We start from the raw sequence: 26,702 nt of genomic DNA, 5'->3' as shown, positions 1-26,702 counted from the left end.
CGTCGGACCGTGCCGCGGGGTCAGGGGGACTGGACGCGCAGCGTCGCGACGCCGGAGAGCTCGATCCGGTCGCCCGGCGAGACGGGGGCGCGCTCGCCCTCGTCGAGCGACTCCCCGTCGACGACCGTCGGGTTCCGCCCGAGCGCGACGACGTGGAACCGTCCGTCCTCGCGGACGAACCTGACGTGTTCGCGGTGGATCTGCCGCGCCTCCTCCTCGTCGCCGCCCGTGTTCACCACGATGCTGCGGATGGTTCGCCCGACGGTATCCCCGTCCCACACTTGAATCTCGCGGTTGCGCACGACCAGCACCAGCGATTCCGGCGCTTCGGCCGCCGCGTCGCCGGCTCCCGCGGGCCCCTCGTCGGCCCGGGTCGACGCCCCGTTCGCTCCCGCCGACGCCTCGTCCGTTCCGGCCGGCGCCGCCGCGTCCGCCCCCGCATCGTCGGCTCGCTCGACTGGCCGGTCGTCACCGGTGTCGCTCCGGGCCGTACCGGCCGCGGAGTCGGCGGTCGTGGCGCCGTCGCCGGCCGACTCGGCTCCGGTCGTGCCGCCCGAGCGGTGGGCGTCGAGGTCCTCGCCGCAGGTGGCACAGAAGTTGTCCTCCGGGTCGACCTCGGCCTCGCAGGCCGGGCACTCCGTCAGCGGCCCCGGCTCCAGCGCCGACACGTCCTCGCCGCAGTTGGCGCAGAAGTTGTCCTCGGCGCCCACCGCCTCGCCGCAGTTCGGACAGGCGAGGTCGGTCCCCTCCTCGGTCGCGCCTTCGGACTCGTCGTCCGCCACTTCGGCGGGCGCGTCGTCCCCCGCGTCGGCCGGCTCGTGGTCCCCTCCACCGGATCCGTCGTCCACTGCCGCGGCGTCGGCCGGTTCCGCTCCCCCGGTGTCCGACGCGTCGACGCCGGCGCCTGCTTCGGCGGCCGCGACGCTGTCGGCCGTATCCGCCGGATCGGCGGCCGGACCCGATGTCGTGTCTGCCACTGCCGAGTCCGTGTCGGCCGTCGCGTCCGTGTCGGCCGTCGCGTCCGTGTCGGCCGTCGCGTCCGTGTCGGCCGTCGCGTCCGCCGGGTCGGTCCCGCGGTCGCCGCCCGGTCCAGCGCTCGCGTCGGTTTCGTCGTCCGTAGCCGCGGGCGCGTCGGTCTTCCGGTCGCTCGTGTCGGCCTTGGCGTCCGGGACCGGGTCGGCGGCCCCGGCGTGCTGTTCGTCGGACTTGGCGTCCGGGACCGGGTCGGCGGCCCCGGCGTTCTGTTCGTCGGACTTGGCGTCCGGGACCGGGTCGGCGGCCCCGGCGTTCTGTTCGTCGGCCTCGGCGTCCGGGACCGGTTCGTCGGCCCCGGCGCCCGGGTCGGCCAGCGGGTCGTCCGCTTCCGCCTGGTCGGCGTCCGCCGAACTATCGGGTTCCACGGCGTCCCCCGCACCGTCGGGCGCCGCGGCGTCCGCTCGGTCGTCAGTCGCTTCGGCGTCCTCGCCCGTCCCGTCGGGCGCGGCCGCCTCGTGTTGCCATTCCCCGCACTCGGAGTTCGTACACCAGCCCCCCGCGGCGGTCGGGTCGAACTCCTCCCCGCAGAGGGGGCACTCGACCGTCCCGCTCGTGCTGTGCGACATAGCTGTCGGGATATGCGGGCGGGTCATCAAAACAGTTGTCCCGTCCTGTCGACGCGGCGGACGGTCGGGAACCGGGCGATCGCGCGCCGACTCCGCCGGCGCCGCCGACCGCGCCGCCGCGTCAGTCCTGTTCGACGAGCGTCTCGCGGTCCTCGACCGCCCGGCGGGCGCCCGCGGCCCGCGCGGGCGGGTCCGCCGGCGTCGCCGGGAGCGTCCCGTCGTGCAGCAGGATCGTCGAGAGGTTGTCCTTGCCGCCGCGGTCGTTGGCGAGGTCGACCAGCCGCTCGGCCGCGTCGGCGAGTGACGGCGCCGACAGCACCGCCTCGCGGACCTCGTCGTCGGTGACCGCCCGGTCGCGGACCACGGCGGCCATCTCCTCGTCGCGGTCGGCGTCGACGTACCACTCGTAGAGCTTCGCGGCTTCGGTCTGGGCGTCCAGCAGGCCGTCGCTGGTCACCAGCAGCACGTCCTCGCGGTACAGCGGGACCGTCGCCGTCTCCACGTCGACGGTGGCGGTCCCGGGGTCCGCGCGGCCGCTCCCGCCGAGTGCGCGGGTGATCTCGTTGCCCCGCGGGTGGACCAGCGCCTCCACGTCGTCGATCTCGCCGGCCTCGCGGAGCCGCTGGACGACGGCGTGGTCGGTCGTGAGCGGCAGGATCTCCTCGCGGGCGGCGTTGACGACGTACGCGCGGCTGTCGCCGACCCATCCGTAGTGACAGTAGCCGCCGACGACGACGCCAGCGACGACGGTCGCGTGGGCCTGCTCGCCCGCTTCGGCGGCGTACTCGAGCACCTCCCGGTGGGCCGCGACGACCGCCTCGGCGACAGCCGACTCCAGGTCCTCGTCCCGCGGGGGGGGCGCCAGCGGCTCGTCGACGGCCACGCCGAACCCCGCCGGGTCGCTGCGGGCGGCCTCCACGGCGGTGCCCGCGAGGTGCTCGCAGACGGCCGTCGTCGCGATGTAGGAGGCGGCGTCGCCGGCGTCGTGGCCGCCGGCCCCGTCGGCCAGCGCGAACACCGCCGCGCTCCGGTTGTCGGGGTCGCGGTCCGACCCGGACGGGTCGTCGTCGCCCCCGTCGTCGGCGTCGCCCGGACGGTCTCCGGTCGAGTCTTCGCCGGTGGGATCCTCGCCGGTCGAACCCGCCCCGGCCTGATCGTCGTTCGATTCCGCACCGTCGGCGTCCTCGCGGTCGTAGCCGCGGAACCCCTCGCGGTGGCCCTGTTCGAACACGGAGACCGCGACGCTGTCCTCGTTGATCCCCCCGTCGCGCTTGCGGTCCCCCACGTCGTAGTGTGTGGCGTAGTCCATGGTCATGCTGTGCTGAACTCGAAGGTGACGCCGTAGCTCGGGTGGACGAGCGCGATCAGGTCGCCCTCGCGCAGCCCGTACAGCTCCGGCGGCACGTTCCCGTCCGCGTCGGTCGCGTCCTCCCCCGACTGCTCCAGCCGCTCGCGGCCGGCCTCGCTGAGCACGCGCTGCCAGCCCCCGCCCGTCTGGACGTAGGTCCCGTTGAGGCTCCGGTCGCGGATGAACCACTCCCCGTCGTCGTCGGTGTCGAACTGCACCTGCACCGTCGAGATGTACTCCTCCTCGTCCTCGATCACGACCGACGAGCGCGGCCCGTCGGCATAGCGGCGGCCGATGGTGTCGCCGGGGTAGACGGTGTAGCTCTCCCCCTCCTGGATGTAGCGGACCGTCGCCGACGGCGGCGGGCTCGGGTCGCGCGCCTCGAGGACCCGCTTCATCGCCGTCGCGTTGCGGTAGCGGTCCTCGTAGTCGGCCGCGGTCGCCTTCTCGACGATCTCGGCGAGGTACGGCTCGCACTCGGCGCCGAAGTCGCGCGGGTCGACGCCGTCCTTGCGCGGGACCGTCCCCTTGAGCAGGTACAGCAGGATCTTCCCGACGGAGTAGACGTCCGACCACGGCCCCTGGCGGGTCTCGGTCGCGTCGGCCTCGGCGACCTCCCGGGGCTTGTACGGGCCGACGATGGTCGTCTGGTCGGCCGCCTCGGCCCCCGAGTCGAAGCCCGTCGCCGTGTTGAAGTCGATGAGCACCGGCGTCACCGTCCCCCCGCGGTGGGTGATCATCACGTTGTCCGGCTTCAGGTCGCGGTAGACGATCTCGTTCTCGTGGAGGAAGCTCATCGCGTCGCACAGGTCGATCCCGATCTGGCGGACCTCGTCGATGTCGTCGAGCGGCCCCGTTCGCCGGATGGCGTCGTCGAGCTCGTAGCCGTCGACGAGTTCCACGACGAGGACCGACGTGCCGTCGTCGTCCTCGGCGACCTCGCGCAGCGACATGATGTTGGGGTGGCCGCCCGCCGCGCGGATCGCCGCCAGCGTCTCGGCCTCCTTCTCGAAGTAGGTCCGGACGATGTCGCGGTCGTTCTGGCTCCCCTCGTAGTTGGGGTACTTGAGCGCGACGGCCTCGCCGGTCTCGGTGTCGACGGCGTCGTACACCTTCGCGAACCCGCCCTCGCCGACCACCTCGCCGAGCTCGTAGCGGCCGACGACCAGGTCGCCCTCTGCCGGCGCGGCAGTCATTCTAGCCGGGAGTCGTCGACGATCCTCGTCGCGTTCTCGCGTTCGTTGCGTCCGCCCTCATCGACGAGACGGGTCTGTCGCTTCGCCTCCTCGACGACGGCCGTGTCCTCGCCGTGGATCCGGGTCATCTTCTCGACCTCCGTCTCGGCGGCCTCGACGTTGCCCTTCCCGAGTTCCGTGCGCACGACCGTCTGGCGGTGGTCGAGCGACACGTCCTCGTTGTGCTCGGCGAGTTTCGCGTTGTCGTCGGTGTACTCGACGGCGACCCGGTCGCCCGCCCGCCGGCCCGACGCCGTCAGCGTCACGTCGACCAGCGACTGCTCGCCGAGGTCGTCGCTCGCGGGCGCGTGAACCTTCAGGACCACGCGCTGGTCCTCGCGCTCGGCCAGGTCCGGCAGCGGAACCGTCGCCGTGTTCCCCGACCAGTTCACGTCGACCTCCTGGGCCTGTGGGAGGGCGCGGTAGACCTCGCCCACCTCGACGCCCGCGGCGGCGTCGAGTTCGAGGCTGGCCTCCGTCGCGACGACCGACTGGGCCTGCTCGACGGCGTCGCCGAAAAAGGACTCGATGTCGCCGGGCGACTCGAGGTGAGTCCACTCGCCGCGGGCGGTCGTCCCGAGCGTGCGGATCGTCTCCTCGTCGTAGTCGGTGCCGATCCCCGCCGAGAGGATCCGGATGCCCGAGCCGTCGATGTCCTTCGCGAGGTCGCGGAACTCCGCGGGCTCGTGGGAGTTGTCCTTGCCGTCCGACAGCAGCAGGACCCGACGGACGGCGTCGTCGGTCTCCGGGCGGTAGGAAAGCGAGTCCAGCGCGGTCCGGGCCGAGTCGAGTCCGTCGTACATGTCGGTGCCGCCGCCCGCGCCCAACTGGTCGACGCGGTGCATCGCCTCCTCGCGGCTGGTGTCGCCCCACCGCTGGGGGCGCATGACGACCTCCGCGTCGGAGTCGAAGGCGACGATGCCGACGTAGTCGTCGGGTTCGAGGAGGCCGAACACCCACGAGGCGCCCTCCCGCGCCTGGTCGAGTTTCGCCCCGTCCATCGAGCCGCTCGTGTCCAGACAGAGGAGGATGTGTCGCTCGTGGGACCCGCTCCCCGTCCCCGGTTCGACGTCGACCGTCGCCGTCAGCGTCGCCCCGTCGGCGGGCACGTACGGCCGGTTGACGTCGGTCGCGATGTCTACCATCGTTCGTCCCCTCGCTCTCGTCCCGTATGTGTTTTTCTCCGACCCGGTCGCTGCCACTTGCTCCCCCGGAAGTCGTCACTCCCCTCCCCGCTCGTTGCGGCTCGCTACCCCGACGACCCTACGCGAAGACGCTCCGGATCACGTCGCCGAACCGTATCAGCACGACCCCCCCGACGAGCATCGCGAGCAGCCACAGGAGCGTGATGAGCACGCTCCGCCGCATGAACGGGTCATCGGTCCAAGTTGTCATACCACACACTCCGTCGCCCGGGCTCAAAAGTCTCCCGTCGGTTCGGTACTGGCCGATGACTCCCCATCGCCGGGTGGATGGTCGACCCGGCGAGCGCCGCCGGAACTACCCCACCGGGCTCTACATTCCGTCGCAAACTCTACTTTGAATCACAAAGTCAATTTGCTACGCAAACTTTATTGACCCGGAAACTAGTTTTCGGATCGAGGCATGACGGAGATGGTCCCCGTTCCGGCCGAGGAGTACAGCCCGCCCACCGCCGCTCACCCACCGGAGGTGCGGGTGGGATGAGCGCGGTCGAGATAGACGGCCTCACGAAGCGGTTCGGCGACGTGACCGCGGTGTCGGAGCTGTCGCTGTCGGTCGACCGCGGCGAGGTGTTCGGCTTCCTCGGTCCCAACGGCGCGGGGAAGTCGACGACGATCAACGTCCTCCTGGGCTTTCTCGACCCGACCGCGGGTGGCGTGTCCGTGCTGGGCACCGACGTGACGACGGACCCGCAGTCGGTGAAGTCCCGGGTGGGACTGCTCCCGGAGGCGTTCGAGCCGGTCCCGAACCTCACCGGCCGCGAGCACGTCGCGGCGGCGGTCGAGACCAAGGGAGCCGACGACGACCCGGACGCCCTCCTCGACCGCGTGGGACTGGACCCCGAGGACGCCCGCCGGCCAGCCGACGACTACTCGACCGGCATGTTCCAGCGGATGGCGCTGGCGGTCGCGCTCGTCGGCGAGCCCGACCTGCTGGTGCTCGACGAGCCGTCCGCGGGACTGGACCCCAACGGCGTCCGGCTGGTCCGCGAGATCGTCCGCGAGGAGGCCGACCGCGGCGCCGCCGTGTTCTTCTCCAGCCACATCCTCGACGAGGTCGAGCGCGTCTCCGACCGCGTGGGGATCCTCCAGGACGGCGAGCTGACGGCCGTCAACTCCGTCGAGAACCTCCGCGCGGACCTGGGGATGGGAAGCGTCGTCTCGGCGACCGTCGACGCGGTGCCGGACCTCGATCCCGTCGCCGCTGTGGACGGCGTCACCGACGTGTCCGTCGACGGCTCGACGGTCCAGGTGTCCTGCGCGGCGCCCCGGGCGAAGATGGCGTCGCTCCGCCGGCTCGACGACCGCGCGACGGTCGAGGACGTGACCATCGAGGAGTCGTCGCTGGAGGACCTCTTCGAGGCCTACACGACCGACCGGCCGGAGGCCGACGGCGATGCCGGCGACGTAGTGGCCGTCGACGGAGCGGACACGGCGGGCGGCGGCGATACCCCGGCGGCGACCGCGGGAGGTGAGCGGGCGTGAGCACGCGGACCGTCGCCGGCGTGGACTTCCGCAGCGTCAGACGCTCGTACGTCGTGGTCGGTGTCGTCGCGACGTTCGCGGCGCTGGTCGGGCTGGCCTTCCTCGGGTCGAGCGAGGTCCATCCCCACCCCGTGCGGACGACGTTCGGCCTCGCCGCGCTGGTGGCGTGGGCGCTCCCGCTCCTCCTCGCGCCGCTCGCCTACCTCGCCGTCGCGGGCGACCGCGCACGCGGGACGATAACCTACTACCTCGGCCTGCCGAACTCGCGGGCGGCGTACTTCCGCGGGAAGTACGTCACGCGGGCGGCCGTCGCCGCCGGGACGACGCTGCTGGGCGTCGCCGTCGCCTTCGCCGTCGCCCTCGCGACCTACGAGCACGCCCCCGACCCCGGTCGTTTCCTCGCGCTCGGCGTCCTCTCGACGGCGTTCGCCCTCGCGATGGTGGGCGTGTTCGTCGCCGTCTCGGCGTCGGCCGCCTCGCGGTCGCGCGCGATGGTCGGCGTGGTCGGCGCGTACTTCCTCCTGTCGGCGTTCTGGATCGGTCCCCTCCCCGCCCTGAACCTCGACACCGCGCTCGACGCCGTCGCCGCCCTCACGGGCGTCGCGATCCCCGAGTCGACGCGGGCGCTGGTCGGCGCTCTCTCGCCCGCCGGCGCGTACTTCAACCTCCTCCCCGAACTCGTCTGGGCCGACGCGCCCGGCGAGTACGCCGCCCTCCAGCAGTTCGCCGACCTCCCCGACTTCCTGGGGTACGAAGTGTGGTTCAACGCCGCCGTCCTCGCGGTCTGGACGGTCGGCGCGCCGCTCGTCGGCTACCTCCGGTTCCGCTCGGCGGAGCTGGGGTAGCCACCCTTCGGCGGTGGTCCCCGCCGACGCTTCCGGAATCGACTTACCGCCTCTCCGACAACACGGCGGCAACGACCGCCCCACGAACGCATGACGCGAACCCACGACACCGGCGCTCGACCGACGGACGCACAGCCCCCCGCCGCGGCGACCGCGAGGTGGTCGCCGTGAGCGACGCCTCCGAGAGCGTCGACCCCGAGGAGTTGCAGCGCCAGCTGTCGGACATCAAGGGGGCAATGGGGCTGGCCGAGCAGTACCCCGGCCGCGCCCGGCTGTGGCTGGTCGCGGGCCTGCTCATCGGCGTCGCCGCGCTGCTGGTCCAGGCGACGTTCTTCTTCTACGAGACGCTCGACGCGGCCGCCTACGTCGCGATCTGGGGCGGATTCAGCGTCGTCGCGGTCGCGACGCTGTGGCTCGTCTCCGTGCGACTCCCGAGCAGCGAGGCTCCCGAGGGGGGGCCGAGCTGGCGAGCCATCTACGGGTCGCTCGGGGCCTTCGTCGTCGCCGCGACCGGCGTCACCGGCGACGCGGCCGGTCAGATCCCCGGCCTCGACCGCGCGCTGCTGTATTTCGGGCTCGTCATCGCTGCGGTCGGGCTCGGACTCCTGCTGACCGGCGCCGTGCTGTCGGCCTACCGGGTCCGCCGGCGCGACCGGCTGGTGTTCTACGCCGGCGGCGCGTGGGTCCTCGTCTACGCCTCGTGGCTCCCCTACGTCCAGGTCCTCCGGTGGGTCGGCGTCGGCCTCTTCGGCATCCTCTTCATCGTGTACGCGATAGCCGCCTACGTGTACCTGACGCGGGCCTGACCCATGGACTTCGACAAACTCGTCCACCAGCCGACGCGGCTCCAGATCTTCGCCTACCTCTACCAGCACGGCGAGACGAGTTTCCCCGACCTCAAGGAGGCGCTGGACGTGACCGAGGGCAACCTCGCCAGCCACATCGGGAAGATGGAGGAGGCCGACTGCGTCGCCGTCGAGAAGCAGTTCGTCGACCGCAAACCGCAGACAACCTACGAACTCACCGACCTGGGTCGCGAGAAGTTCGAGGAACATATCGGGACGCTCGAAGCGCTGATCGAGGATCTGGAGTGAGTCCGCGAGTGCGGAGCGCCGGTCAGTTCCGCGCGGTCACGAATCGTCCGATAGCGACGCGTCCGGGACGAGCCCGCGCGCTGTCGCACCGAGCGGCCCCGCGACGAACGGGATAGCGACGCCCACCGCCAGCAGCTGCCCCATCGCGAGGGACGCGTCGAGCGTCCCGGCGAGCGCGAACTGAACTCCGGCGGCGAGCAGGACGACCCCTCCGAACGCGAACCCGGCGACGAGCGCCCGGCGGAGCGTCGGCTGGGCGAACCCGACCAGCGCGCCGCCGACCAGCAGGCCGGCCCAGTGGACAGTCGCCAGCGCGAGCCCCAGCGCAGTCGCCGTGACCGTCAACGCCCACCGCTCGCGCGGGCTCGTCTGCGCGTCGTACAGCCGGGCGCGGAGCCCCTCCGGGGAGTCGTCGTCAGTCCCGAACACGTCCGCCAGCGACTCACTCATCGCCGACACCTCCCGCCGCGTCGGCGTTCCCGGGGTCGAACCGCACCTCCGGGTCGCCGTCGGTCGTCTCGACCAGCGGGCGGTACTCGGCGTCGGCCCACGGTTCGAGGAGGTCGCTGTAGTGGTCGGAGAAGTACTCGCCGTCGTTGCCCCCGGGGATCATGCCGAGGGAGGGCTCGCCGTCGAACCGCGCGAGCAGGCGGAAACTGCTCCCGACGGCCGACTCCTTGCGGAAGTTGCGGACGGTGGCGGGCGAGCCGTCGGTCGGGAGCCGCGGGTAGTTCAGGAAGCCCAAGTCGAAGGGGTGGTCGATCGCAGTCCGGTTGTAGTCGCCGTAGGTCTCGTAGCCCTCGTCGTCGATCTCGGCGGCCGCGTCGGCCATCGCGGCAGCGATCACGTCGCGGCGGGTGCGCGGGTCGACCCCCTCCGCCGGGGGGTCGGCGAACCACCGACTCTCGGGGTCGAGCGCGAACAGCACCAAGTCGTTGGGGTAGTGCTCCTCGCCGAGGCTGGCGGTGTCGAGGACGGGGTCGAAGACCCGCTCGCGGTAGTGGCCGACGAACAGTTCGAAGGCGAGCGCGGCGCGCGAGTCGCGGTCCATGCGGTAGTCCCAGCCGTCGAGGCGGTCGGCGGCCGCCCGGGCCGGTTCGCCCATCGCGTCGCGAGCCTCGAGTATGGTGGGGACGAACAGCCGGGCCCGCTCGTCGACCACGTCGCGCTGGACGCGCCGCATGTACGCGAAGTCGAAGGGACCGTCGCTCGCGGCCCGCCGATCGAGCAGGTCGTAGATCCTGCGGGCGCGGAACGGCGCGGCGTACCCCTCGCCGAGATAGTAGTCGGGGTCGTCGGCGATCCGCTGGTTCGCCGTCGCGAGGTAGTCGGGGTCCCGGACGCCCGGCTTCTCCGCGAAGGGGATCCACCCCGTGTCGAGGTCGGGCTGGCCGTACGGCTCGTACCCCGGCCACTCGCCCTCCCGGGCGGAGCCGTCGAAGACGCGGTCGCCGCGGACAGCGTCCCCGTCGTCGCCGGGTCCGCCGTTGCCGGTGTCACCCCCGCCGGACTCGCGGACCGGGACCAGCCCCGTCATCCAGTAGGCGGTGTTGCCGTCGCGGTCGGCGTAGACGGCGTTCTGCGTGGGCGTGTCGAACTTCCGGAGCGCCGCGAGCGCCGCCTCGCGGCCGTCGCTGCGGTCGAGTTCGTGGACCGCGACCGCGGTCCGGGAGGCCTGGAGGCCGGTCCAGGCGACGCCGACGCGCCGGCCCTGGCGTTCGAGCACCGGGCCGTGGACCGACTTGCGGACCGTGACGGAACGGTCGTCGCCGCCGGCGACCTCGATAGTTCGCTCCTCGGTCTCGAACGCGCGCCACTCGTCGCCGTCGCGGTACTCGCCGCCGCGGGTCTCGTAGGTGTAGGTGTCGAGCACGTCGGCGCCGGCGTTGGTGAACCCCCAGGCGCCAGCGTCGTTCTCGCCGATGACGACGAACGGGACGCCCGGGAAGGTGACGCCCCGGACCCGCATCCCCGGCCGGCGCTGGTGCATCTGGTACCACACCGGCGGCGCCATCAGGGTCAGGTGCGGGTCGTTGGCGACCAGCGGCTGGCCGCTCGCGGTGTGCTCGCCCGAGACGAGCCAGCTGTTGGAGCCGACCCCGGGCTCGGACTCGAAGTCGGCCAGCCACGCCGACAGCGACGCGAGGTCGTCCCCGTTCGGCGCGTCGGCGGCCGTGGCGGTGGACGAGTCGGCCGCCTTCCCACCCTCGCCGGCCCCACCGTCCCGCAGAATCGGAACGTCGTGGTCCAGACGATCGGGGTACAGCGTCGCCGCGGCCGATGCCCCCAGCGCGTCGGCGGCGACCGACCGGCGGAGCGACCGGAAGCTCCCGGTCAGACCCCAGCTGATCTGCTTCTCGACGAGCATCGAGTCGACGGGCGTCCACGCGGCGGGTTCGTAGTCGAGCAGGCGGAATTCGAGCGGGAGCGGCTCGCTCGTCCGCTGGGCCTCGACGCCGGCGGCGTAGGCCCGCATCGCGTCGCCGGTCGGCGTGTCGCGGACGGCTCGCCAGCTCGCCTCGGCGGCGGCCGCGAAGTCCATCTTCGTGTGAAAGCGGTCGGACTCGACGGTGCGCTCGCCGACCGCCGCCGAGAGCCGGCCCCGCATCCGCCGGCGGATCAGGTCCATCTCGAACAGCCGGTCGGCCGCGTGGACGTACCCGACCGCGAAGTACAGCGACGGCTCGTCGTCCCCCCGGACCGTCGGCACGCCGGCGTCGTCGTAGCGGACGGTCGCGCGGCCGTACGGCGTGGCGACCCGCTCGCGGGAGCCCGCGGTCGCGGCGCCCCAGGCCGCCCCCGACAGCGGCGCGAACCGGTCGAGGTAGCCCCGGGCGTCCGTGAGCGTCGCGGCGCCGACGCCACCGCCCAGCAGAGCGGCGATCACCGACCGTCTGGTTGGCATTCCTCGCCTGTGGGGGCCGTGTGAACTTAAGCGTGGTCCGGGCGAGTCAGTGGAGGGCCGTGTCCACGTCGACTTCGCCGTTCGCTCGTACTCGCCGTTCGCTCGGACGGTCGTCGTCGCCCGTCGAAAGAGATGGTTTGATACGCTTCTGTTCCCTAGTCCCGTCGAATGAGTCAGGGGACGGCCGACTGGCGGGCGCAGGTGGACGCCGTCGACGCGGCCCTCGTCGACGGGTGGCAGAGCGGGTTCCCGGTCCGGGAGCGGCCCTTCGAGGCCGTCGCGGCGGACGTGGGCGTCGCGGAGAGCGAGGCGCTCGACCGGGTCCGGCGGCTCTACGACGAGGGGATCTTCCGGCGGTTCGGGCCCGTGTTGAACCCGCCGGTGATCGGCAGTTCGACGCTGGCGGCGGTGCGGGCGCCGGCCGACCGCTTCGACGAGGTCGCCGCCGTGATCAACGGCTACGAGCAGGTCAACCACAACTACGCACGGGACCACGAGTGGAACATGTGGTTCGTCGTGACCGCCGCCTCGAAGGAGCGCCGCGACGCCATCCTCGCCGAGATCGAGGAACGGACCGGCTGCGAGGTCCTCGTCCTCCCGATGCTGACGGACTTCTACATCGACCTGGAGTTCCCGGTGGTCAACGGCGACCGCTTCGCCCGGGAGAGTCTGTCGGAGACCGACGTGTCGGCGACGACCATCAGCGAGCGGGCGGCCGCGGACCTGTCGGCGCTGGACCGGCGCGTCCTGCTCGAAGTGCAGGGCGGGTTCCCGCTGTCGGCGACCCCCTATCGGGACGTGGCCGCGGCGGTCGACGCGCCGGTCGCGGACGTGCTCGCGAGCGTCGAGAAGCTGCTCGCCGACGGCTGTATCAAGCGGATCGGCTGCGTCGTCAACCACCTCGTGACGGGGTTCGACGCCAACTGCATGGTTGTCTGGGACGTACCCGACGACGAGCTCGACGAGCGGGGCGTCGAGGTGGGCAAACTCCCGTACGTGACGCTGTGTTACCACCGGCCGCGCCGGCCGGACCAGGAGTGGCCCTACAACCTCTTCACGATGATCCACGGGCGCGAGCAGGACGCCGTCGACGCGAAGATCGACGAGCTGGCCGCCGAGTACCTGCCCGTCACCCACGAGCGGCTCTACTCGACGGAGACGCTGAAACAGACGGGCGCCCGCTACGAGGACCTCGTCGACGAACACGCCGACGAGTGACCGCCGAGACTGCCGGTGACCGCCGAGACTGCCGGTAACCGCCGAGACTGTCGATAACCGCCGAGACTGCCGGTGACCGCCGAGACTGCCGGTAACCGCCGAGACTGTCGATAACCGCCGAGACTGTCGATAACCGCCGAGACTGTCGATAACCGCCGAGACTGTCGAGTTCGGGAAGCGGAATCCCCAGCCTCCGTGAACCGACGGAAGCTTTTTGCGCACGCTCGGTCCATACACCCACGTTCGTATGACGGGTCCGAAGCGGGGGGTCGTGCTGATCGTCGACGACGAGCAGGAAGTCGCCGACGCCTACGCAGCACACGTCCGCGACGCACACGAGGTGCGGACGGCCTACGGGGGAGAGGAGGCGCTCGCGAAACTCGACGAGGACGTGGACGTGGTGTTGCTGGACCGGCGGATGCCGGACATGGTCGGCGACGAGGTCCTGGAGACGGTCCGCGACCGGGGGCTGGACTGCCGGGTGGCGATGGTCACGGCCGTCGACGCCGACTTCGACATCGTCGACATGGAGTTCGACGACTACGTCGTCAAACCGGTCAGCGGCGATGAGCTGCTCGACACCGTCGACCGGCTCCTGCGCTGTGCCGACTACGAGCGGGCGCTGCGTGAGTACTACCGGGTCACCCGCACCCAGGTCGCGCTCCAGTCGGCGAAAGGCGCCGGGGAACTGGCAGACAGCGACGAGTTCAGTCGACTGGAGGAACGCCGGGCGGAGCTGCGCGACTCGCTGTCGGACGCCGCCGAGCGGCTCGCCGACGACGACTTCGAGGCGCTGTTCCGCGACCTGGACGAGTGATCGGAGCGGTGAGGGCCGACGCCCCGCGGTGACGGCGACGGCGCGAGCGACCGCGGTCGACGCGGACGGCCGCCGTCGAGGCGGTCGCCCGGGTCGGCGCACCCCCGCGATAGCGACGCGTCGTCACCGAGTCAGGCGGATACCGACCCTTTCGAAAACACTATTCGGGGAAAGTCCTAAGCCGGGCGCAATGACTCCGCAACTGCCGGACGTCCAGGCGTCGAGCCCGGACGTGACCGTCGGCCTCAACCGCGTCGGCGTCACCGGCGTCGAGAAGTTAGTCGAGATCAGCCGCGAGGAGAAACGCCCCTACGTCCTGATGGCCGAGTTCGAGGTGTTCGTCGACCTGCCGTCCTGGCGGAAGGGCGCCGACATGAGCCGCAACATGGAGGTCGTCGACGAGACCCTGGAGGAGGCGGTCAGCCAGGGCGACCTGCGCATCGAGGACATCTGCGGCCACGCCGCCGAGCGCCTGCTCGACAAGCACGACTACACCGAGCAGGCGGAAGTCCGCATGGAGGCGGAGTTCGTCACGCGCGAGCGGACGCCCGCCAGCGACCTGCCCACTCAGTCGACCGCCGACGTGATCGCCTCGGCGACGGCCACCGAGGACGGCGACATCCGCGAGGAGATCGGCGCCGAGGTCACCGGCATGACGGTCTGTCCCTGCTCGCAGGGAATGTCCGCCGCCCGCGCCCGCGAGAAACTCCGCGAGCAGGGCGTCGACGACCGCACCATCGAGGAGTTCCTCGAGGAGGTCCCCCAGCCGGGCCACTCCCAGCGCGGCCACGCCACCCTGACCGTCGAGAGCGAGAGCGGCCCGGACGTGGACCTGGTCGAACTGATCGAGGTGGCCCGCGACTCGATGAGCGCGCGCATCTACAACCTCGCGAAACGGCCCGACGAGGACCACATGACCTACCAGTCCCACCTCGACGCGAAGTTCGTCGAGGACTGCGTCCGCGCGATGGCCGAGGGCGTGATCGACGAGTTCCCCGAGCTCGACGACGACGCCGTCGTCCGCATGGAGCAGTCCAACGACGAGTCCATCCACCAGCACAACGCCCACGCCGAGCGGGTCGCCGAGGTGGCGACCCTGCGCGAGGAAGTCAACGGCGACGACTGACCGGTTTTCGCGGCAGCCGGCGCTCAGGAGGACGGGTCGGCGTCCGCGGCGTCCGGCCCCTCCCGGTAGACGATCAGGTAGAACAGCGGCAGCAGCGCCAGCAGGGCGCCGAAGGTGTTGCGCGGCTGGGCGAACACGTCCGGCGGCGAGAAGACGGTGCCGGCCATCATCGCCGCCAGCAGCGCCAGCAGGACGGTCAGCGCCAGCCGCTCGCGGTCGGACTGCGGCGCGGTCCGCTCGGGCCGGTAGGCGACGTACCCGACCAGCGCGGGCGGGAACGCGGCGACCGCGAGCGTCGAGCCGACCGGGTGGTCGGCCTCGCGGGCGACGGCGTCCAGGTAGACCCAGGCGACCAGCGTGACCCAGGTCAGCGCGGGGAACGCCGCCGCGACCACCGCTCCGGTCGACTGCAGCGGCGCGACCGCGGCGAGCGTGTCGAACATGTCGCCGCATAGACCGGGAGCGACCCTAAGCGTTGTCGGTCCGGGCCGGTCGTGCGGTCGCCGCGTCGGACTCGCGGGGTGGACCGGGTAGCCCGGGCGGACCGGGCGGAGGTCCGCCCTCCCGAGGCCGCCGACCGCCGAAGATTGAAGCCCCGGCCGGGTCGTACGTGGGGCATGGGCAAGCGCATTCTGGTCCCGGTCGACGGGTCCGAGCAGGCACACAGGGCGTTCGAGTTCGTCGCCGAGGAGTTCGGCGGCGCGGAGGTGGTGCTGTTGCACGTCGTCAACCCCGCGGAGGCCGGCTACAGCGCCCAGGCCTCCATCCCGAGTTTCTCCGAGGAGTGGTACGAGAGCGAGCGGGCTGCCGCCGAGGAGCTGTTCGACGAGATCGCCGACCTCGCCGACGGGACCGACCTCTCGATCGAACGGGAGATCGAGGTCGGCAAGCCGATCCGCGTCATCGTCGAGTTCGCCGAGGACGAGGCGGTCGACCAGATCGTCATGGGGAGCCACGGCCGCTCGGGCGTCACCCGCATCCTCCTGGGCAGCGTCGCCGAGGCGGTCGTCCGGCGCTCGCCCGTCCCCGTGACCGTCGTGCGCTGAGGCGGCCGTAACGGGCCGGGCCGCGCTGTCGGTCAGTCCGTGTCGGCGTCGTCGACGTGGCGGACGATGTGCACGTCGTAGCGGGGGTCCTCGGAGACCGGCGCGCCGACGCTGGAGACGGGCGTCGAGACGCGGCCGGCGTTCTCGCTGCCGATGAAGACGATCTCGGCGTCGACCTCCTGCGCGACCGAGCGGATCGTCCGGACCACGTCGGTCGTGACCGAGGCGACCGAACTCACGTCCTCGGGGCGCTCGCAGCGGACGGTCGCGTCGGGGGCGACGGCGCGGATCTTCGCCTCCAGCGCCGACTCGATCTCGTCGGGGTCGTAGCGCTCGCTCTCGTCGATCCAGCCGCGCTCGACGGCGAACTCCCGTTCGTCGAGCGGGATCACGATCAGCGCGACGACCTCCTCGTCGGTGAGTTCGGCGAACTCCGCCGCCCGCCCCAGGGCCGCCTCGGCCAGCGCCGACCCGTCGAAGGGCACCAGGTACGTCATGTCTCGTGGTGGGTCCGCCCGCGTCTTATAGCCGGTGGGGGACCCGTCCCGGGAGTCGGCTCCGTATCCGGGCGCCGCCCGGCAGCCGGCGTCCGGCGGCCGGTCGAAGACTCGCCCGAAGCGACAGACGAAAGGTCCGTCGCCGCCGATCGGACCGTATGGCAGAGGACGGTCCCGTCGACCCGGCCACGATCGGCGAGCGCGACGCGCCCCCCGTCGAGGAGAAGCCGTACAAGATCATCTTCGAGGCGAACAAGTGCTTCGGCGCCGGGAAGTGCGCGGAGGTCTCGGACAACTGGAAGCTGGACATATCGACGGGGATCGCCAAACCGCGGGCGTACTTCATCGGCGAGGACGACCTCGACGAGAACGTCCGCGCGGCGGAGGCCTGCCCCGCGAAGAAGGACCGCGGGGTCATCCACGTCGTCGACCGCCGTACCGACGAGGAGATCGCGCCCGACCCGAACGGCGACGGCACTCTCTCGGTCGACTGGTGAACGGGCGAGCGGTCCCGCCGCAGTCAGGCGGTCCCGCGATCCGCGGCCAGACGCCCCGTAGCCGTTGAACTGACCGGACGAGTTTTGTAGCCGCCCGTACAACGGTCGGGGAATGGTGTCGGTGACGGCCGTCGTGGGAGTCGCGTACCTCCTGACGGGGGTCGGGCTACTCGTCCTGTTGCGCGAGCCGATCCGACGCCCGGACAAGCCGGGGAGCACGGGGTTCGCGCTGGCCGTCCTGGGAATCTCGCTGTGGCCGCTGAGCCAGGGGGTCAACTACTTCGTGACCGGGTTCGCCCCGTCGATGGGGCTGTGGACGCTCAGGCTCTCGGCGGCGTCGATCATCTCGGTCGGCTGGTTCCTCGTCGCCGCGGAGGTGACCGGCCGGCTGTCGCTGTCGCGGACCGTCGCGGCCACCGCCGTCGCGTACGTGCTGATCGAACTCCTGCTGGTGGTGACCAACGGCACCCACGGCCTCGTCTTCGGGCCGGCGACGACCGTCCGGGGGACGGTCCCGGTCGTCGCGTACGGGCCGTGGTTCTGGGTCCAGACCGCCGTCAACTACGGGCTGATCGTCGTCGGGACCGGGTTGCTCGTCGTCGAGTGGTCGCGGTCGAGCGGGCTCCGGCGCCGCCAGACCGCCGTGCTCTCGGTCGCGGTGCTCCCGCCCGTGGTCGCGAACCTCGCCACGCTGTTCGGCCCGGTCCCGACGGTCCACGACCTGACGCCGTTCGGCCTCGTCGGCAGCGGCCTCCTGCTGTCGTGGGCGCTGTACCGCGCGGAGTTTCTCGACATCGTCCCCGTCGCCCGCCAGGTCGCGATGGCCGAGATGCAGGACGCCGTCGTGACGCTCGACGACGAGGACCGCGTCGTCGACTGCAACCGGGCCGCCCGCACGCAGTTCGACATCCCCCGCTCGTACGCCGGCGACCCCGTCGACCGGTACCTCCCGTCGCTGGCCGGGGTGTCCGCGCCCGACGGCGGGACGACCGCGGCCGACAGCGCCGGACCGGTGGCCGACGACGGCCCACCGGCTGGCGACGGCCAACCGGACACCGACGGCCCACCGACCGGTGACGGGCTATCGACGACTGCCGGCGACGGGGCCGCGACCGCCGCCCGGTCGTCGGGGTCGGCGGTCGTCAGCGAGGCGGTCGACGGCGAGACCCACTCGTTTTCGGTGACGGTGTCGCCGGTCGTCGAGGGCGGCCGCACCGTCGCCCGAGTGGTCGTCCTCAGGGACATCACGCCGATCAAGCGCCGCGAGCGCGAGCTGGAGGAGCGGGAGGCCGAGCTTGACCTGCTCCGGCAGATCCTCTCACGGGTGCTGCGGCACAACATCCGCAACAAGCTGACGACGATCCGCGGCAACGCCGACCTGATCGCCGAGTCGGCGACGGGCGACGACGCCGCCCGCGTCGACCGCATCGTCGAGGCCAGCGACGAACTGATCGGACTCAGCGAGAAGGCCCGGACCATCGAGGATCTGGTCGACCGGACGGACGAGACAGCCACCTACGACCTGCGTGTCGTCGCCGAGCGGGTCGTCGAGCGGGTCCGCGACCGCTACCCCGACGCGACCTACACCGTCGACGGCGCCGAGGCCTGCACCGTCGAGACGGGGTCGGGCGTCGAGTCGGCCGTCGAGTGCCTCGTCGAGAACGCCGTCGAACACAACGACGCCGCTGAACCCTCCGTCCGCGTGACCGTCGCCCGTGGCGCCGACGGCGCGGAGATCCGCGTCAGCGACGACGGCCCCGGCATCTCAGAGCACGAGCGGTCGGTGATCCGTCGCCGGGAGGAGACCCCGCTGTCCCACAGCAGCGGCATCGGCCTGTGGATCGTCTCCTGGGTCGCCGACCGCTGCGGGGCCGACCTGTTGTTCGACGTCGACGAGGACGGCAGCACCGTCTCGCTCCGGTTCCCCGACGCCCGCTAGCGATTCCGCGACGACGGTCCGCGACCGAGGGGCCGTCAGCGATCACTCTGAGGGTGGTTTCGTCCACGTCGTTGCCACCCGGGTTTCTGCAGGGGGCGCAGCCACCGAGGGACCCCGGTGGCAAAAAGACGGTTGGTAAAGAGTTTTCTCCCCCGCCCCGCGAAAGATGGACCATGACTACACGCGAGTACGATGTCGTCGTCGTCGGGGCGGGGACCGCCGGCTGTTACGCCGCGGCGACCGTCGCCCGTGAGGGCTACGACGTCGCGCTCCTCGAGCGCAAACCGGAGGAGGAGGGGGGGCACATCGCCTGTGGCGACGCTCTCAAGGGGGCCAGCTCCTTCCCCGACGCGATCCCGAAATCGCAGATCGAACCCGCGATGACAAACACCGGCGTCGACCACGGCCGCTTCGAGATCCCACAGGAGGACACCGTGCTGGAGATTCCCGTCCCCGGGGAGCTCGCCGTCATCGACCGCTGGGAGTACGGCAAGGCGGTCATCGAGGGCGCGCGCGACGCCGGCGCCGAGATCCACTTCGACACGCTCGTCAAGGACGTGACCCAGGCCGACGACGGGACGGTCACGGGCGTCCGCGCGATGCGGGAGGGCGACCCCGTCGACTACGAGGCCGAGATGGTCATCGACGGCGCGGGCGCGCTGTCGATCCTCCAGGACAACGTCGACTTCGACGGGACGACCTTCGATACGAACGTCAGCTACAGCCAGTTCTGCTCGGCGTACCGCGAGGTCGTGACGGTCGACGAGCCCGTCGAGTGGGACGACGCCCTCGTCTTCAAGCCGACCGAGCGCGCGGCGGGGTACCTGTGGTACTTCCCGCGGACCGACACCGAGATCAACGCCGGGCTGGGCTTCCAGATGAACGAGGAGCCGATGCACCTCGTCGAGGACCTCAAACGGGACCTGCGGAACCGCGAGGAGTTCGACGGCGCCACCGTCGAGGACAAGCTCGGCGCCGCCCTGCCGACGCGACGGCCCTACGACTCGGCGGTCGCGCCGGGCTTTATTGCGGCCGGTGACGCCGCCGGGCTCGTGAACCCGACGACCGGCGGCGGCATCGGCGGCGCCGCCTACTCCGGGCAGTACGCCGGCGAGCAGGCGGTCGCCGCCATCGAGGACGGCGACGTGGGCGAGGACAGCCTCTGGGAGTACAACAAGCGGGTGATGGACCACTTCGGCGCCCGCTTCGCCACGCTGGACGTGTACAACATCTTCGTGACCGCATACGACATCGACGACCTGATGGGGATGCTGGCGGCCCTGCCCGCCGAGAAGATCGCCGAGGGGCTCTACGCCGGCGAGACCGACATCGGCCTCTGGCTCAAGCTCAAGACCGCGGTCAAGTCGGTCGGCCACTGGGGCACCATCTACGACCTCTACGAGACGAAACAGCTGGCCGAGCGGGTCCTCGACCACTACGAGGACTACCCCGACAGCCGCGAGGGCTTCGCCGACTGGCAGATCCGCCGCGACGAGATCCTCGACGACGTGTACGAGACGACCGGCGCCGACCCCAAGTACTGAGCGGCCGCGCCGCCGCGTTCGCACCATCGCACCTCCGCCCGCAAATTCGCACCGTCGTATCCTCGCCCCCGTTCGCCTCATCCGCTTCCCCGTACGCTGCCGACGGAACTGTCGACCGGCGAGCCGCGCGACCCGAGGGGAGTCGGTGAGTACCGGACAGATCTTGACAAATATTTATATGTATTCGCCGATATATTGGTCGGTACGCGCGGTGGGGACCGGTCCGGACGGAGAGTGGGCGGCGGCTGGGGCGCCGTCCCGAAGGGGCGTCCGGGTAGCGTTCAGGCGCGCGTGGGGAAGGAAACCATGACAGGCTTCGACTCGTCGAGAGCTGTTTCGCCGGTCATCGGGGTCATCCTGATGGTCGCGATCACCGTGTTGCTGGCGGCGACGGCGGCGACGTTCTTCATGGGGTTCGAGGGGTCGCTGTCGGGGACGCCGACCGTCGCGATAGAGGGGGAGTTCGCCGTCGACAGCGGCGGTCACGAACTCACCGTCGAGTTCACCGGCGGCGACGTGCTGGCCCGGGAGAACGTGAAAGTCCACGTCGCGAGCGCGGGCTGTCGGGGCGCCGGCTCGGTCACCGACCGCTACGGCCTGTCGGAGCTGGGCGTCTCCGGGTCGACGGTCGCCGCCGGCTCGCAGGCGCAGGTCACCGTCGGGACAGTCTGCCCGCCGGCCGCGAGCCAGCTCGACCTCTCGCGGACAGCGGTGACCGTCTCGTGGGTCGAGTCCGGAAGCGGGAGCGGTACCGTCCTCTACCGCTGGCGCGGACCCGCGGCCTGACCGGTCGCTGTCGGTCGCGCCGGCGACAGCCAGCCAGGTACTCACGTGAGCCTCCGATCGGGGGGACGGTCCGTCCGAGAGGGCTTCCCGTGGAGACGGTAGCCGCTCAGGGACGGTCGCGCGCCAGCGCCCGGATCGTCTCGGACAGCACGTCGACGCCGACGACCAGCGAGTCCTCGTCCACGTCGAAGGTGGCGGTGTGGTGGCCGCCGGGGTGGTCGGTGCCGACGCCGACGTACGCGGCCCGCCCGCCCCGCTCCTGGACGCGGTTCATCAGGACGGTCGCGTCCTCGCTCCCGCCGAGGTCGTCGTTCCGCACCACCGAGTCGACGCCGTCGGTCCGGCCCGCGACCGTCTCGACCACGTCGACGACGGCGGGGTCGCTCTCGGCGCCCGGTGCCTCGCCTTCCCGGGTCACGTCGACCTCGCAGTCGTGCATCGTCGCCGCACCCTCGAGGACCGAGCGGGCGCGCTCGCGCATGTACTCCATGAGTTCCGTCGTCTCGCCGCGGACTTCGCCCTCGATGTGGGCTTCCTCGGGGATCACGTTCGTCGCGGTCCCGCCGCCGACCTTCCCGGCGTTGACCCGGGTGACGCCGTCCCCGTGGCGCGGGATCGCGTAGAGATTCCCGACCGCGGCGGCCATCGCCTGGACGGCGTTGCGCCCCGCGCCCGGCTCTCCACCGGCGTGGGCCGACTCGCCCGCGAAGTCGGCACGGAACTGGTGGACCGCCAGGAACCCTCCGATGCCCGCGACCACCTCGCCGGTCGGGTGGTCGAGCCCGATGTGGACGGCGAGCAGGTAGTCGACGTCGTCGAGCAGGCCGCTCTCGGCCATCGGCTTCCCGCCGCCGATGGACTCCTCGGCGGGCTGGAAGAGGACCTTCAACGTCCCCTCGAAGTCACTCTCGGCGACCGCCTCCAGGACGCCGAGCCCGATGGTCGCGTGGGCGTCGTGGCCACAGGCGTGCATCGCGCCCTCGTGTTCCGAGCGGAATCCCTCGCGGGCGGGGAGGTGCTCGTCGTCGGTCGACTCTTCCCGGGGCAGCCCGTCGATGTCAACCCGCAGGGCGACCGTCGGGCCGTCCCCGCGTTCGAGTGTCGCCGCGGCGCCCGTGTAGCCGCCGCGCAGTCGCTCCAGCGTCTCGGGGTTCGCGCCCGCTTCTTCGGCCTGCCGGTACCACCGCTGGAGCTCTTCGTCGTCGGGGACGGCAATGCGTTCACCGTCCGCGAGCACCTCGGGACCGACTAGTATCTCGTCGGTGTCCAGCGATTCGAGTTCGTCGACGATCCGCGCGGTCGTCCAGAACTCCCGCCAGGCGGGTTCGGGTTTGCGGTGGAACTCCCGGCGTAGCTCGACCAGGCGCTCGCGACTCGGCTGACTCATGGGCGACTGTGGGCGCCCCGGGAAGGTGTGGGTTTCGGCGATCAGGCGTGAAAATCGAGATCAGTACCGGCTCGACTCGGTCCGCCGCCGCGAACAGCGTGGAAGTCCCAACCCGTTTCGGCCGGTTCGACGGTCTGTGCGGGTGGGAATGAAAGGGGCGGCCGTCTGCACGAACCCCGGCGACGCAAGCACTGGACCGAGCGGAGCGAGGGAAGCGCGCAGCGAGCCGTGGGAGTGCAGACGGCCGGGGCTTTCACGCTGCTTGTGACGCCAGTACGGTCGATGGTGACCCCCGCGGCGGTGAGAGTCACTGTAATCGCGACTCTCGGAGAATCGATCCGACCATCTCGAACTCAGCGGACCTGTTCGATCTCGGCTTCGACGTGGATGCGGTCGGGGTAGTCGTCGCCGGCGACCGAGCGGGCGAACTCGTCGTGGCCATGGATCTCGACGGTCCGGGTGTAGGCGGTGTACTGCCAGGGCTCGAACTCGCCGCCGTCGGCGGCCAGCCGCTTGCTCTGGGGCACGCGGTGGTCGGTCGGCGGCTGGGGATGGGGCCCTTTCAGCTCGACGCCCTTGCGCTCGGCGGCGGCCTTGACCCCGTCGACGACGTCGTCGAGGAGCCGGCGGTCCCCGCTCGTGAACGTGAGCTTCGTGACGAAGGGCATACCCACTCGGTCGCCGGGAGTCGGGATAAGCCATGCGCTTGCCGCCGCGTCGTGTCGAGTCGGCGAGTGGTCACCGCGGCGATGCTCCGATATTCACTTAAGGAGTGATAGAGTACCTACTGGCAATGATAGAGGCCACGAGCGCGGGAGCCATCCTCTTTCGCGACACGCGTGGCCGGCGGGAGTACCTCCTCCTGAAGAGTCGCCCGGGCGACTGGGAGTTCCCGAAAGGGGGCGTCGAGGGCGACGAGGAGCTCCAGCAGACCGCCATCCGCGAAGTGAAAGAGGAGGCCGGGATCGGCGACTTCCGGCTCTTGGACGGCTTCCGAGAGGACTACGACTACGTGTTCGAAGCCAACGGCAACACCATCCACAAGACCGTACACCTGTTCATCGCCCGGTCGTTCGAGGCGTCGGCGGAGCTCTCCCACGAGCACCGTGACCTCCAGTGGCGCGACTACGAACAGGCCATCAACACCGTCACCCAGGACGGCCCCCGCGAGATCCTCGAGGAGGCCCACGAGTTCCTCGACGAGAAGTTAGAGGAGGACGACGACGAGGAGTAGCGACCGGCGACCGCGTGGCCCGGTCGCGGGCCTGCCGACAGGCCGACAGTCGCATCGGGCGGTGTCCGCCCGTCGCTCGGTCGCCGTCAAGCGGCGCGACCGTTCAGGCACCGGATGCGACGTCGTTGATACCGGTCTGGATCAGGTACCAGGCCGCCGGACCGAGAAACAGGAACAGGACGAACAGCAGGCCGCCGCTCTGGTCGGTCACCGCCTCGGCCGCGTCGGCGACCTTCCACTGGCCGTAGAAGGGAACGATCGCGAGGATGGGCGAGAAACTCGCGTCCGTCCCCTGGTCCAGCTGTTTGGCCGTGCTGTACATCCAGTAGACCATGTACAGCCCCAGCGTGACGACCGCAAGCGCCACCTGTTTGCCGAGCGATCCCGTATTGAATGCGGACCTGTCTACGATCTGTGTCGACATACAGGCCCTTACAGAATGACAGAGTATAAATTACTTTGGGACGATACGTCTTCCTCGGCGTCCGAGAGTGCTGCACCCGTTCACGGGGCATTTATACGTCCGATCCGTCTGTGGCAACTGTGAGTGGGGTCGACGACGGCGTGCCCGGCCAGTCCGAGTTCGTCTTCGAGCTGGCGGTCTGTCAGTGGGCCGAACGGGAGTGGCCGCCCGCGGGGAGTGCGACCGGAACCGGGGCCGGGAACGGGAACGACCGGCCGACGATCGTCGCCCGACAGATCGGGACCAAGCGACGCCGCTGGGACACCGTCGTCGTCGAGTGCGACCCGGAGGGACTGGCCCGGCGGGCGAACTTCGGGCTCGGGGAACTCGACTCGGACCTGTTGCACGTCGTGCGTAACGCCCCCGCCGAGTGGGCCTGGTACCGCGACGCGCTGCCGGATCCCGGGTACCCCTGGCGGTACGTCCGCGAGGCGGTCCACCGGGCGGCCGACCGGGGGGTGATCGAGCGTCGCCGCCGGTCGAACAACCGCGTCGAGATCCGCCGCAGGTGGGCCTACCCCGACTGGGTCGAACAGGTCGTCGCCGTCGAGAACAAGCCGGATCTCGACGCCAGCGCCGCCCGCGAACTCGGGCCGCAGCTCGAACGCGACGTGGCGCTCGCCCTGGCCGACGAGGTGTGGGTGGCGACGACCGAGACGGGCGAAACCGTCGAGCCGGCGCTGGTCGAGGACGTGCCCGTCGAGGCCGGCGTCCTCACGGTCGACGCGACGGGCGACGCCGAAGTCTCGTGGCATCCCCGGACGCTGGCGGTCGACGAGCCCGGGACCAGAATTCTCGAACGGCCGTCGGGCGGCGACCGCGACGCCTCCGCCGCCCGCTTCGAGTACGCCGACTCCGAGTGGAAGGCCGACAAGCGGCTCGAACTCGCCGAGCGGGCCTACGGCCGCGGGTGGCGGGCCTACGCCGACACGATGCGCCCCGACTGCCGACACTTCCGGCTGACCGACACCGATGCGGGCTTTCTGCCCCGCTGTGGCGCGAAGGAGTGTCACCCGACGGCCGGCGAGTGCTCGGGCTCCTGTCCGGAGTTCGAACCGGAACCGCCGGCGTGGCGCTCGAAGGGCTGGCCCGTCTCCGGCGGTCCCGGCAAGGGGATCAAGCGGCTATTGGACCGCCAGCGGCGGCGACAGCGGCCCGAGCTTGACGAGAGGCCATGACCTATCGAACGGTGATCCCGAGGTTTGCGCCGGTGAGCGGTCGATTCGAGGGGGTACCTGGCCCGGCCGGCGCGGGTTTTTTGCGGTCGCTGCTCCAAGGGTTGGTATGGCAGTGACGAAGCATCGGATCGTCTCCGGCGACGACTCGGAGATCCACGACGAACCCCACATCGAGGGGAGCCGGGTGACGGTCCTCCACGTTCACGAGCGGGTCGAGGGGCGCGGACTCCGCCCCGAGACCGTCGCGGAGCGGTTGAATCTCGACCTCGCGGACGTGTACGAGGCGCTCGCGTACTACCACCGGAACCCCGAGGAGATGCAGGCGGTCGAGGACCACAGGGAGACGGTCGCCGCGGAGTCCGAGACCCTCGAAAAGCCGGAACGAGATACCTCCTCGACGAGAACCTCGAACACGAGGTGGTCCATCGGCTCCGGAACCGCGACCACGAGGTGGTACACGTCGACCTGAGCGGCGAACTGAGCAAGGGGGATCCCGACAGCGACCTCGCGGCGTTCTCGCGCGAACGCGAGTTCGTGGTCGTCACCTACGACGACGACTTCCGGGACGACTTCGCGGACGACGACTACCATGCGGTGTTGTACCTGCCGGACCAGACTCACTCGGCGAAGCGGATCGCCGGCGCCCTCGACGAGATCGCCTCCTACTACGCGGAGGGCGATCTCCGCGGCTTCCTGACGGTCGGCGAAAGCTGGTTCTAGAGTCAGTCAGTCGTCGTCGAGCCGCTGGACCTCCAGCGCGTCGCGCTCGACGGCCAGCCGGTAGGTCGGGACGGTCTTCTGGACGCGCTCGACGACGCCCTTCTCGGCGAGCGACCGCAGCGCCGAGCGCACCTCGTCGACCTCGGGGTCGCGGCCGGCCGCCCGGAGGTCGTGCAGCGTCGCGACGACGCTCTGGGGCTCGTCGTCGTGGTCGGGGAGTACGTCGATGGTCGCCGCCTGCAGCGCGGGGACCGTGACGACCTGTTCGTCGATCTCGCCCTCCACGTCGTCGCCGACGAGGCGGTTGGCCTCGGGCGTCGCGCAGATGAGGCTGTCCTCGTTGCGGTAGTAGTAGTCTTTCAGCTCGGATTCGAGGTACTGGTGGACGTCGCTCCCGCTGTCCATGTCCCACTGGGCCTGCAGCTCGGCGTTTTTCGTCGGCTGGAGCGCCACCACGTCCGCGAGTCGCTCGCGGGCCTCGTCCGATAGCGTCATTCGCCCGAGGGTAGTTCACCGGGTTATTAATCCGTGTTGC

General features: G+C 71.0%; 29 protein-coding genes. 16 read left to right on the top strand and 13 right to left on the bottom strand.

The window, feature by feature from the left end:
• Positions 1 to 20 precede the first annotated feature (20 nt).
• The 5 genes from ACMGFG_RS07630 to ACMGFG_RS07610 form a co-directional block, all read right to left on the bottom strand.
• Entirely contained in the window at positions 21 to 1,601 is a 1,581-nt protein-coding gene (locus tag ACMGFG_RS07630) for a double zinc ribbon and FHA domain-containing protein (protein WP_436929740.1), read from the bottom strand.
• 121 nt (positions 1,602 to 1,722) lie between these two features.
• Positions 1,723 to 2,910, bottom strand: a complete 1,188-nt coding sequence (locus tag ACMGFG_RS07625; RefSeq protein WP_436929804.1) for a PP2C family protein-serine/threonine phosphatase — start codon at positions 2,908 to 2,910, stop codon at positions 1,723 to 1,725.
• 2 nt (positions 2,911 to 2,912) lie between these two features.
• Positions 2,913 to 4,145: a serine/threonine protein kinase gene (locus ACMGFG_RS07620; RefSeq protein WP_436929739.1), complete on the bottom strand. Its 1,233-nt coding sequence runs from the start codon at positions 4,143 to 4,145 to the stop codon at positions 2,913 to 2,915.
• Complete coding sequence (locus ACMGFG_RS07615; protein ID WP_436929738.1) at positions 4,142 to 5,329, bottom strand: vWA domain-containing protein; 1,188 nt, start codon at positions 5,327 to 5,329, stop codon at positions 4,142 to 4,144. Before ACMGFG_RS07615 ends, ACMGFG_RS07620 begins: the two co-directional genes overlap by 4 nt.
• 118 nt (positions 5,330 to 5,447) lie before the next feature.
• The gene (locus ACMGFG_RS07610; RefSeq protein WP_436929737.1) at positions 5,448 to 5,579 is read right to left on the bottom strand and encodes a hypothetical protein; all 132 of its coding nucleotides are present in this window, start codon (positions 5,577 to 5,579) and stop codon (positions 5,448 to 5,450) included.
• A gap of 287 nt (positions 5,580 to 5,866) precedes the next feature.
• On the opposite strand from ACMGFG_RS07610, the gene ACMGFG_RS07605 reads away from it, so the two are divergent.
• The 4 genes from ACMGFG_RS07605 to ACMGFG_RS07590 all read left to right on the top strand — a co-directional run bounded on the left by ACMGFG_RS07605 (position 5,867) and on the right by ACMGFG_RS07590 (position 8,810).
• A complete protein-coding gene (locus ACMGFG_RS07605; protein ID WP_436929736.1) occupies positions 5,867 to 6,871 on the top strand; it encodes an ABC transporter ATP-binding protein in 1,005 nt (334 codons plus the stop codon).
• Positions 6,868 to 7,716, top strand: a complete 849-nt coding sequence (locus tag ACMGFG_RS07600; protein ID WP_436929735.1) for an ABC transporter permease subunit — start codon at positions 6,868 to 6,870, stop codon at positions 7,714 to 7,716. Before ACMGFG_RS07605 ends, ACMGFG_RS07600 begins: the two co-directional genes overlap by 4 nt.
• Positions 7,717 to 7,883: 167 nt before the next feature.
• On the top strand, positions 7,884 to 8,522 hold the full coding sequence (locus ACMGFG_RS07595) for a hypothetical protein (protein ID WP_436929734.1): 639 nt from the start codon (positions 7,884 to 7,886) through the stop codon (positions 8,520 to 8,522).
• 3 nt (positions 8,523 to 8,525) lie between these two features.
• Entirely contained in the window at positions 8,526 to 8,810 is a 285-nt protein-coding gene (locus ACMGFG_RS07590) for a winged helix-turn-helix domain-containing protein (RefSeq protein WP_436929733.1), read from the top strand.
• Between the two features lie 36 nt (positions 8,811 to 8,846).
• On the opposite strand, the gene ACMGFG_RS07585 is transcribed toward ACMGFG_RS07590, so the two are convergent.
• Positions 8,847 to 9,260, bottom strand: a complete 414-nt coding sequence (locus tag ACMGFG_RS07585) for a hypothetical protein (protein ID WP_436929732.1) — start codon at positions 9,258 to 9,260, stop codon at positions 8,847 to 8,849.
• On the bottom strand, positions 9,253 to 11,715 hold the full coding sequence (locus ACMGFG_RS07580) for a penicillin acylase family protein (RefSeq protein WP_436929731.1): 2,463 nt from the start codon (positions 11,713 to 11,715) through the stop codon (positions 9,253 to 9,255). The genes ACMGFG_RS07585 and ACMGFG_RS07580 overlap by 8 nt, the downstream gene beginning before the upstream one ends.
• 168 nt (positions 11,716 to 11,883) lie before the next feature.
• Between ACMGFG_RS07580 and ahbB the strand changes: the two genes are divergently transcribed.
• The 3 genes from ahbB to mptA all read left to right on the top strand — a co-directional run bounded on the left by ahbB (position 11,884) and on the right by mptA (position 14,876).
• Complete coding sequence (gene ahbB, locus ACMGFG_RS07575) at positions 11,884 to 12,933, top strand: siroheme decarboxylase subunit beta (protein ID WP_436929730.1); 1,050 nt, start codon at positions 11,884 to 11,886, stop codon at positions 12,931 to 12,933.
• Between the two features lie 247 nt (positions 12,934 to 13,180).
• Positions 13,181 to 13,750, top strand: a complete 570-nt coding sequence (locus ACMGFG_RS07570; RefSeq protein WP_436929729.1) for a response regulator — start codon at positions 13,181 to 13,183, stop codon at positions 13,748 to 13,750.
• A 190-nt stretch (positions 13,751 to 13,940) separates the two neighbouring features.
• A complete protein-coding gene (gene mptA / locus ACMGFG_RS07565) occupies positions 13,941 to 14,876 on the top strand; it encodes a GTP cyclohydrolase MptA (protein WP_436929728.1) in 936 nt (311 codons plus the stop codon).
• A 23-nt stretch (positions 14,877 to 14,899) separates the two neighbouring features.
• Here the strand turns inward: mptA and ACMGFG_RS07560 are convergent, their stop codons facing one another.
• Entirely contained in the window at positions 14,900 to 15,319 is a 420-nt protein-coding gene (locus ACMGFG_RS07560; RefSeq protein ID WP_436929727.1) for a hypothetical protein, read from the bottom strand.
• Between the two features lie 174 nt (positions 15,320 to 15,493).
• Between ACMGFG_RS07560 and ACMGFG_RS07555 the strand changes: the two genes are divergently transcribed.
• Positions 15,494 to 15,922 carry a universal stress protein gene (locus ACMGFG_RS07555; protein ID WP_436929726.1) on the top strand — a complete coding sequence of 143 codons (429 nt, stop codon included), beginning with the start codon at positions 15,494 to 15,496 and terminating at the stop codon, positions 15,920 to 15,922.
• Between the two features lie 32 nt (positions 15,923 to 15,954).
• Here ACMGFG_RS07555 and ACMGFG_RS07550 read toward each other — a convergent pair whose 3' ends face one another.
• A complete protein-coding gene (locus tag ACMGFG_RS07550; protein WP_436929725.1) occupies positions 15,955 to 16,419 on the bottom strand; it encodes a universal stress protein in 465 nt (154 codons plus the stop codon).
• A 158-nt stretch (positions 16,420 to 16,577) separates the two neighbouring features.
• Between ACMGFG_RS07550 and ACMGFG_RS07545 the strand changes: the two genes are divergently transcribed.
• The 4 genes from ACMGFG_RS07545 (at position 16,578) to ACMGFG_RS07530 (ending at position 21,185) form a co-directional block, all read left to right on the top strand.
• Positions 16,578 to 16,916 (top strand): ferredoxin, encoded by a 339-nt coding sequence (locus tag ACMGFG_RS07545; protein ID WP_436929724.1) that lies wholly within the window; start codon positions 16,578 to 16,580, stop codon positions 16,914 to 16,916.
• 112 nt (positions 16,917 to 17,028) lie between these two features.
• Positions 17,029 to 18,855, top strand: coding sequence for a sensor histidine kinase (locus ACMGFG_RS07540; protein WP_436929723.1), 1,827 nt, complete (start codon positions 17,029 to 17,031; stop codon positions 18,853 to 18,855).
• Positions 18,856 to 19,028: 173 nt separating this feature from the next.
• Positions 19,029 to 20,399 carry a geranylgeranyl reductase family protein gene (locus ACMGFG_RS07535; RefSeq protein ID WP_436929722.1) on the top strand — a complete coding sequence of 457 codons (1,371 nt, stop codon included), beginning with the start codon at positions 19,029 to 19,031 and terminating at the stop codon, positions 20,397 to 20,399.
• Positions 20,400 to 20,705: 306 nt separating this feature from the next.
• Entirely contained in the window at positions 20,706 to 21,185 is a 480-nt protein-coding gene (locus ACMGFG_RS07530) for an archaellin/type IV pilin N-terminal domain-containing protein (RefSeq protein WP_436929721.1), read from the top strand.
• A gap of 106 nt (positions 21,186 to 21,291) precedes the next feature.
• On the opposite strand, the gene ACMGFG_RS07525 is transcribed toward ACMGFG_RS07530, so the two are convergent.
• Both ACMGFG_RS07525 and ACMGFG_RS07520 read right to left on the bottom strand, forming a co-directional pair.
• Positions 21,292 to 22,572: an amidohydrolase gene (locus tag ACMGFG_RS07525; protein ID WP_436929720.1), complete on the bottom strand. Its 1,281-nt coding sequence runs from the start codon at positions 22,570 to 22,572 to the stop codon at positions 21,292 to 21,294.
• Positions 22,573 to 22,925: 353 nt separating this feature from the next.
• Complete coding sequence (locus ACMGFG_RS07520; protein ID WP_135362846.1) at positions 22,926 to 23,240, bottom strand: uS10/mL48 family ribosomal protein; 315 nt, start codon at positions 23,238 to 23,240, stop codon at positions 22,926 to 22,928.
• Between the two features lie 125 nt (positions 23,241 to 23,365).
• Here ACMGFG_RS07520 and ACMGFG_RS07515 point away from each other — a divergent pair, with 125 nt between their 5' ends.
• Positions 23,366 to 23,806, top strand: coding sequence for a bis(5'-nucleosyl)-tetraphosphatase (locus ACMGFG_RS07515; RefSeq protein ID WP_436929719.1), 441 nt, complete (start codon positions 23,366 to 23,368; stop codon positions 23,804 to 23,806).
• A gap of 103 nt (positions 23,807 to 23,909) precedes the next feature.
• On the opposite strand, the gene ACMGFG_RS07510 is transcribed toward ACMGFG_RS07515, so the two are convergent.
• A complete protein-coding gene (locus ACMGFG_RS07510; protein WP_436929718.1) occupies positions 23,910 to 24,230 on the bottom strand; it encodes a DUF4234 domain-containing protein in 321 nt (106 codons plus the stop codon).
• 119 nt (positions 24,231 to 24,349) lie between these two features.
• Between ACMGFG_RS07510 and ACMGFG_RS07505 the strand changes: the two genes are divergently transcribed.
• The 3 genes from ACMGFG_RS07505 (at position 24,350) to ACMGFG_RS07495 (ending at position 26,167) form a co-directional block, all read left to right on the top strand.
• A complete protein-coding gene (locus ACMGFG_RS07505) occupies positions 24,350 to 25,447 on the top strand; it encodes a DUF5787 family protein (RefSeq protein WP_436929717.1) in 1,098 nt (365 codons plus the stop codon).
• Between the two features lie 106 nt (positions 25,448 to 25,553).
• Positions 25,554 to 25,916 (top strand): DUF433 domain-containing protein, encoded by a 363-nt coding sequence (locus ACMGFG_RS07500; RefSeq protein WP_436929716.1) that lies wholly within the window; start codon positions 25,554 to 25,556, stop codon positions 25,914 to 25,916.
• Positions 25,865 to 26,167, top strand: a complete 303-nt coding sequence (locus tag ACMGFG_RS07495; protein ID WP_436929715.1) for a DUF5615 family PIN-like protein — start codon at positions 25,865 to 25,867, stop codon at positions 26,165 to 26,167. Before ACMGFG_RS07500 ends, ACMGFG_RS07495 begins: the two co-directional genes overlap by 52 nt.
• 6 nt (positions 26,168 to 26,173) lie before the next feature.
• Here ACMGFG_RS07495 and ACMGFG_RS07490 read toward each other — a convergent pair whose 3' ends face one another.
• Positions 26,174 to 26,662 carry a DUF5797 family protein gene (locus ACMGFG_RS07490; RefSeq protein ID WP_436929714.1) on the bottom strand — a complete coding sequence of 163 codons (489 nt, stop codon included), beginning with the start codon at positions 26,660 to 26,662 and terminating at the stop codon, positions 26,174 to 26,176.
• Between the last annotated feature and the right edge of the window lie 40 nt (positions 26,663 to 26,702).

It is taken from the genome of Halosimplex halobium, from assembly GCF_051414055.1.
Classification (GTDB): Archaea; Halobacteriota; Halobacteria; order Halobacteriales; family Haloarculaceae; genus Halosimplex; species Halosimplex halobium.
This window is presented reverse-complemented; position numbering and strand designations above follow the sequence as displayed.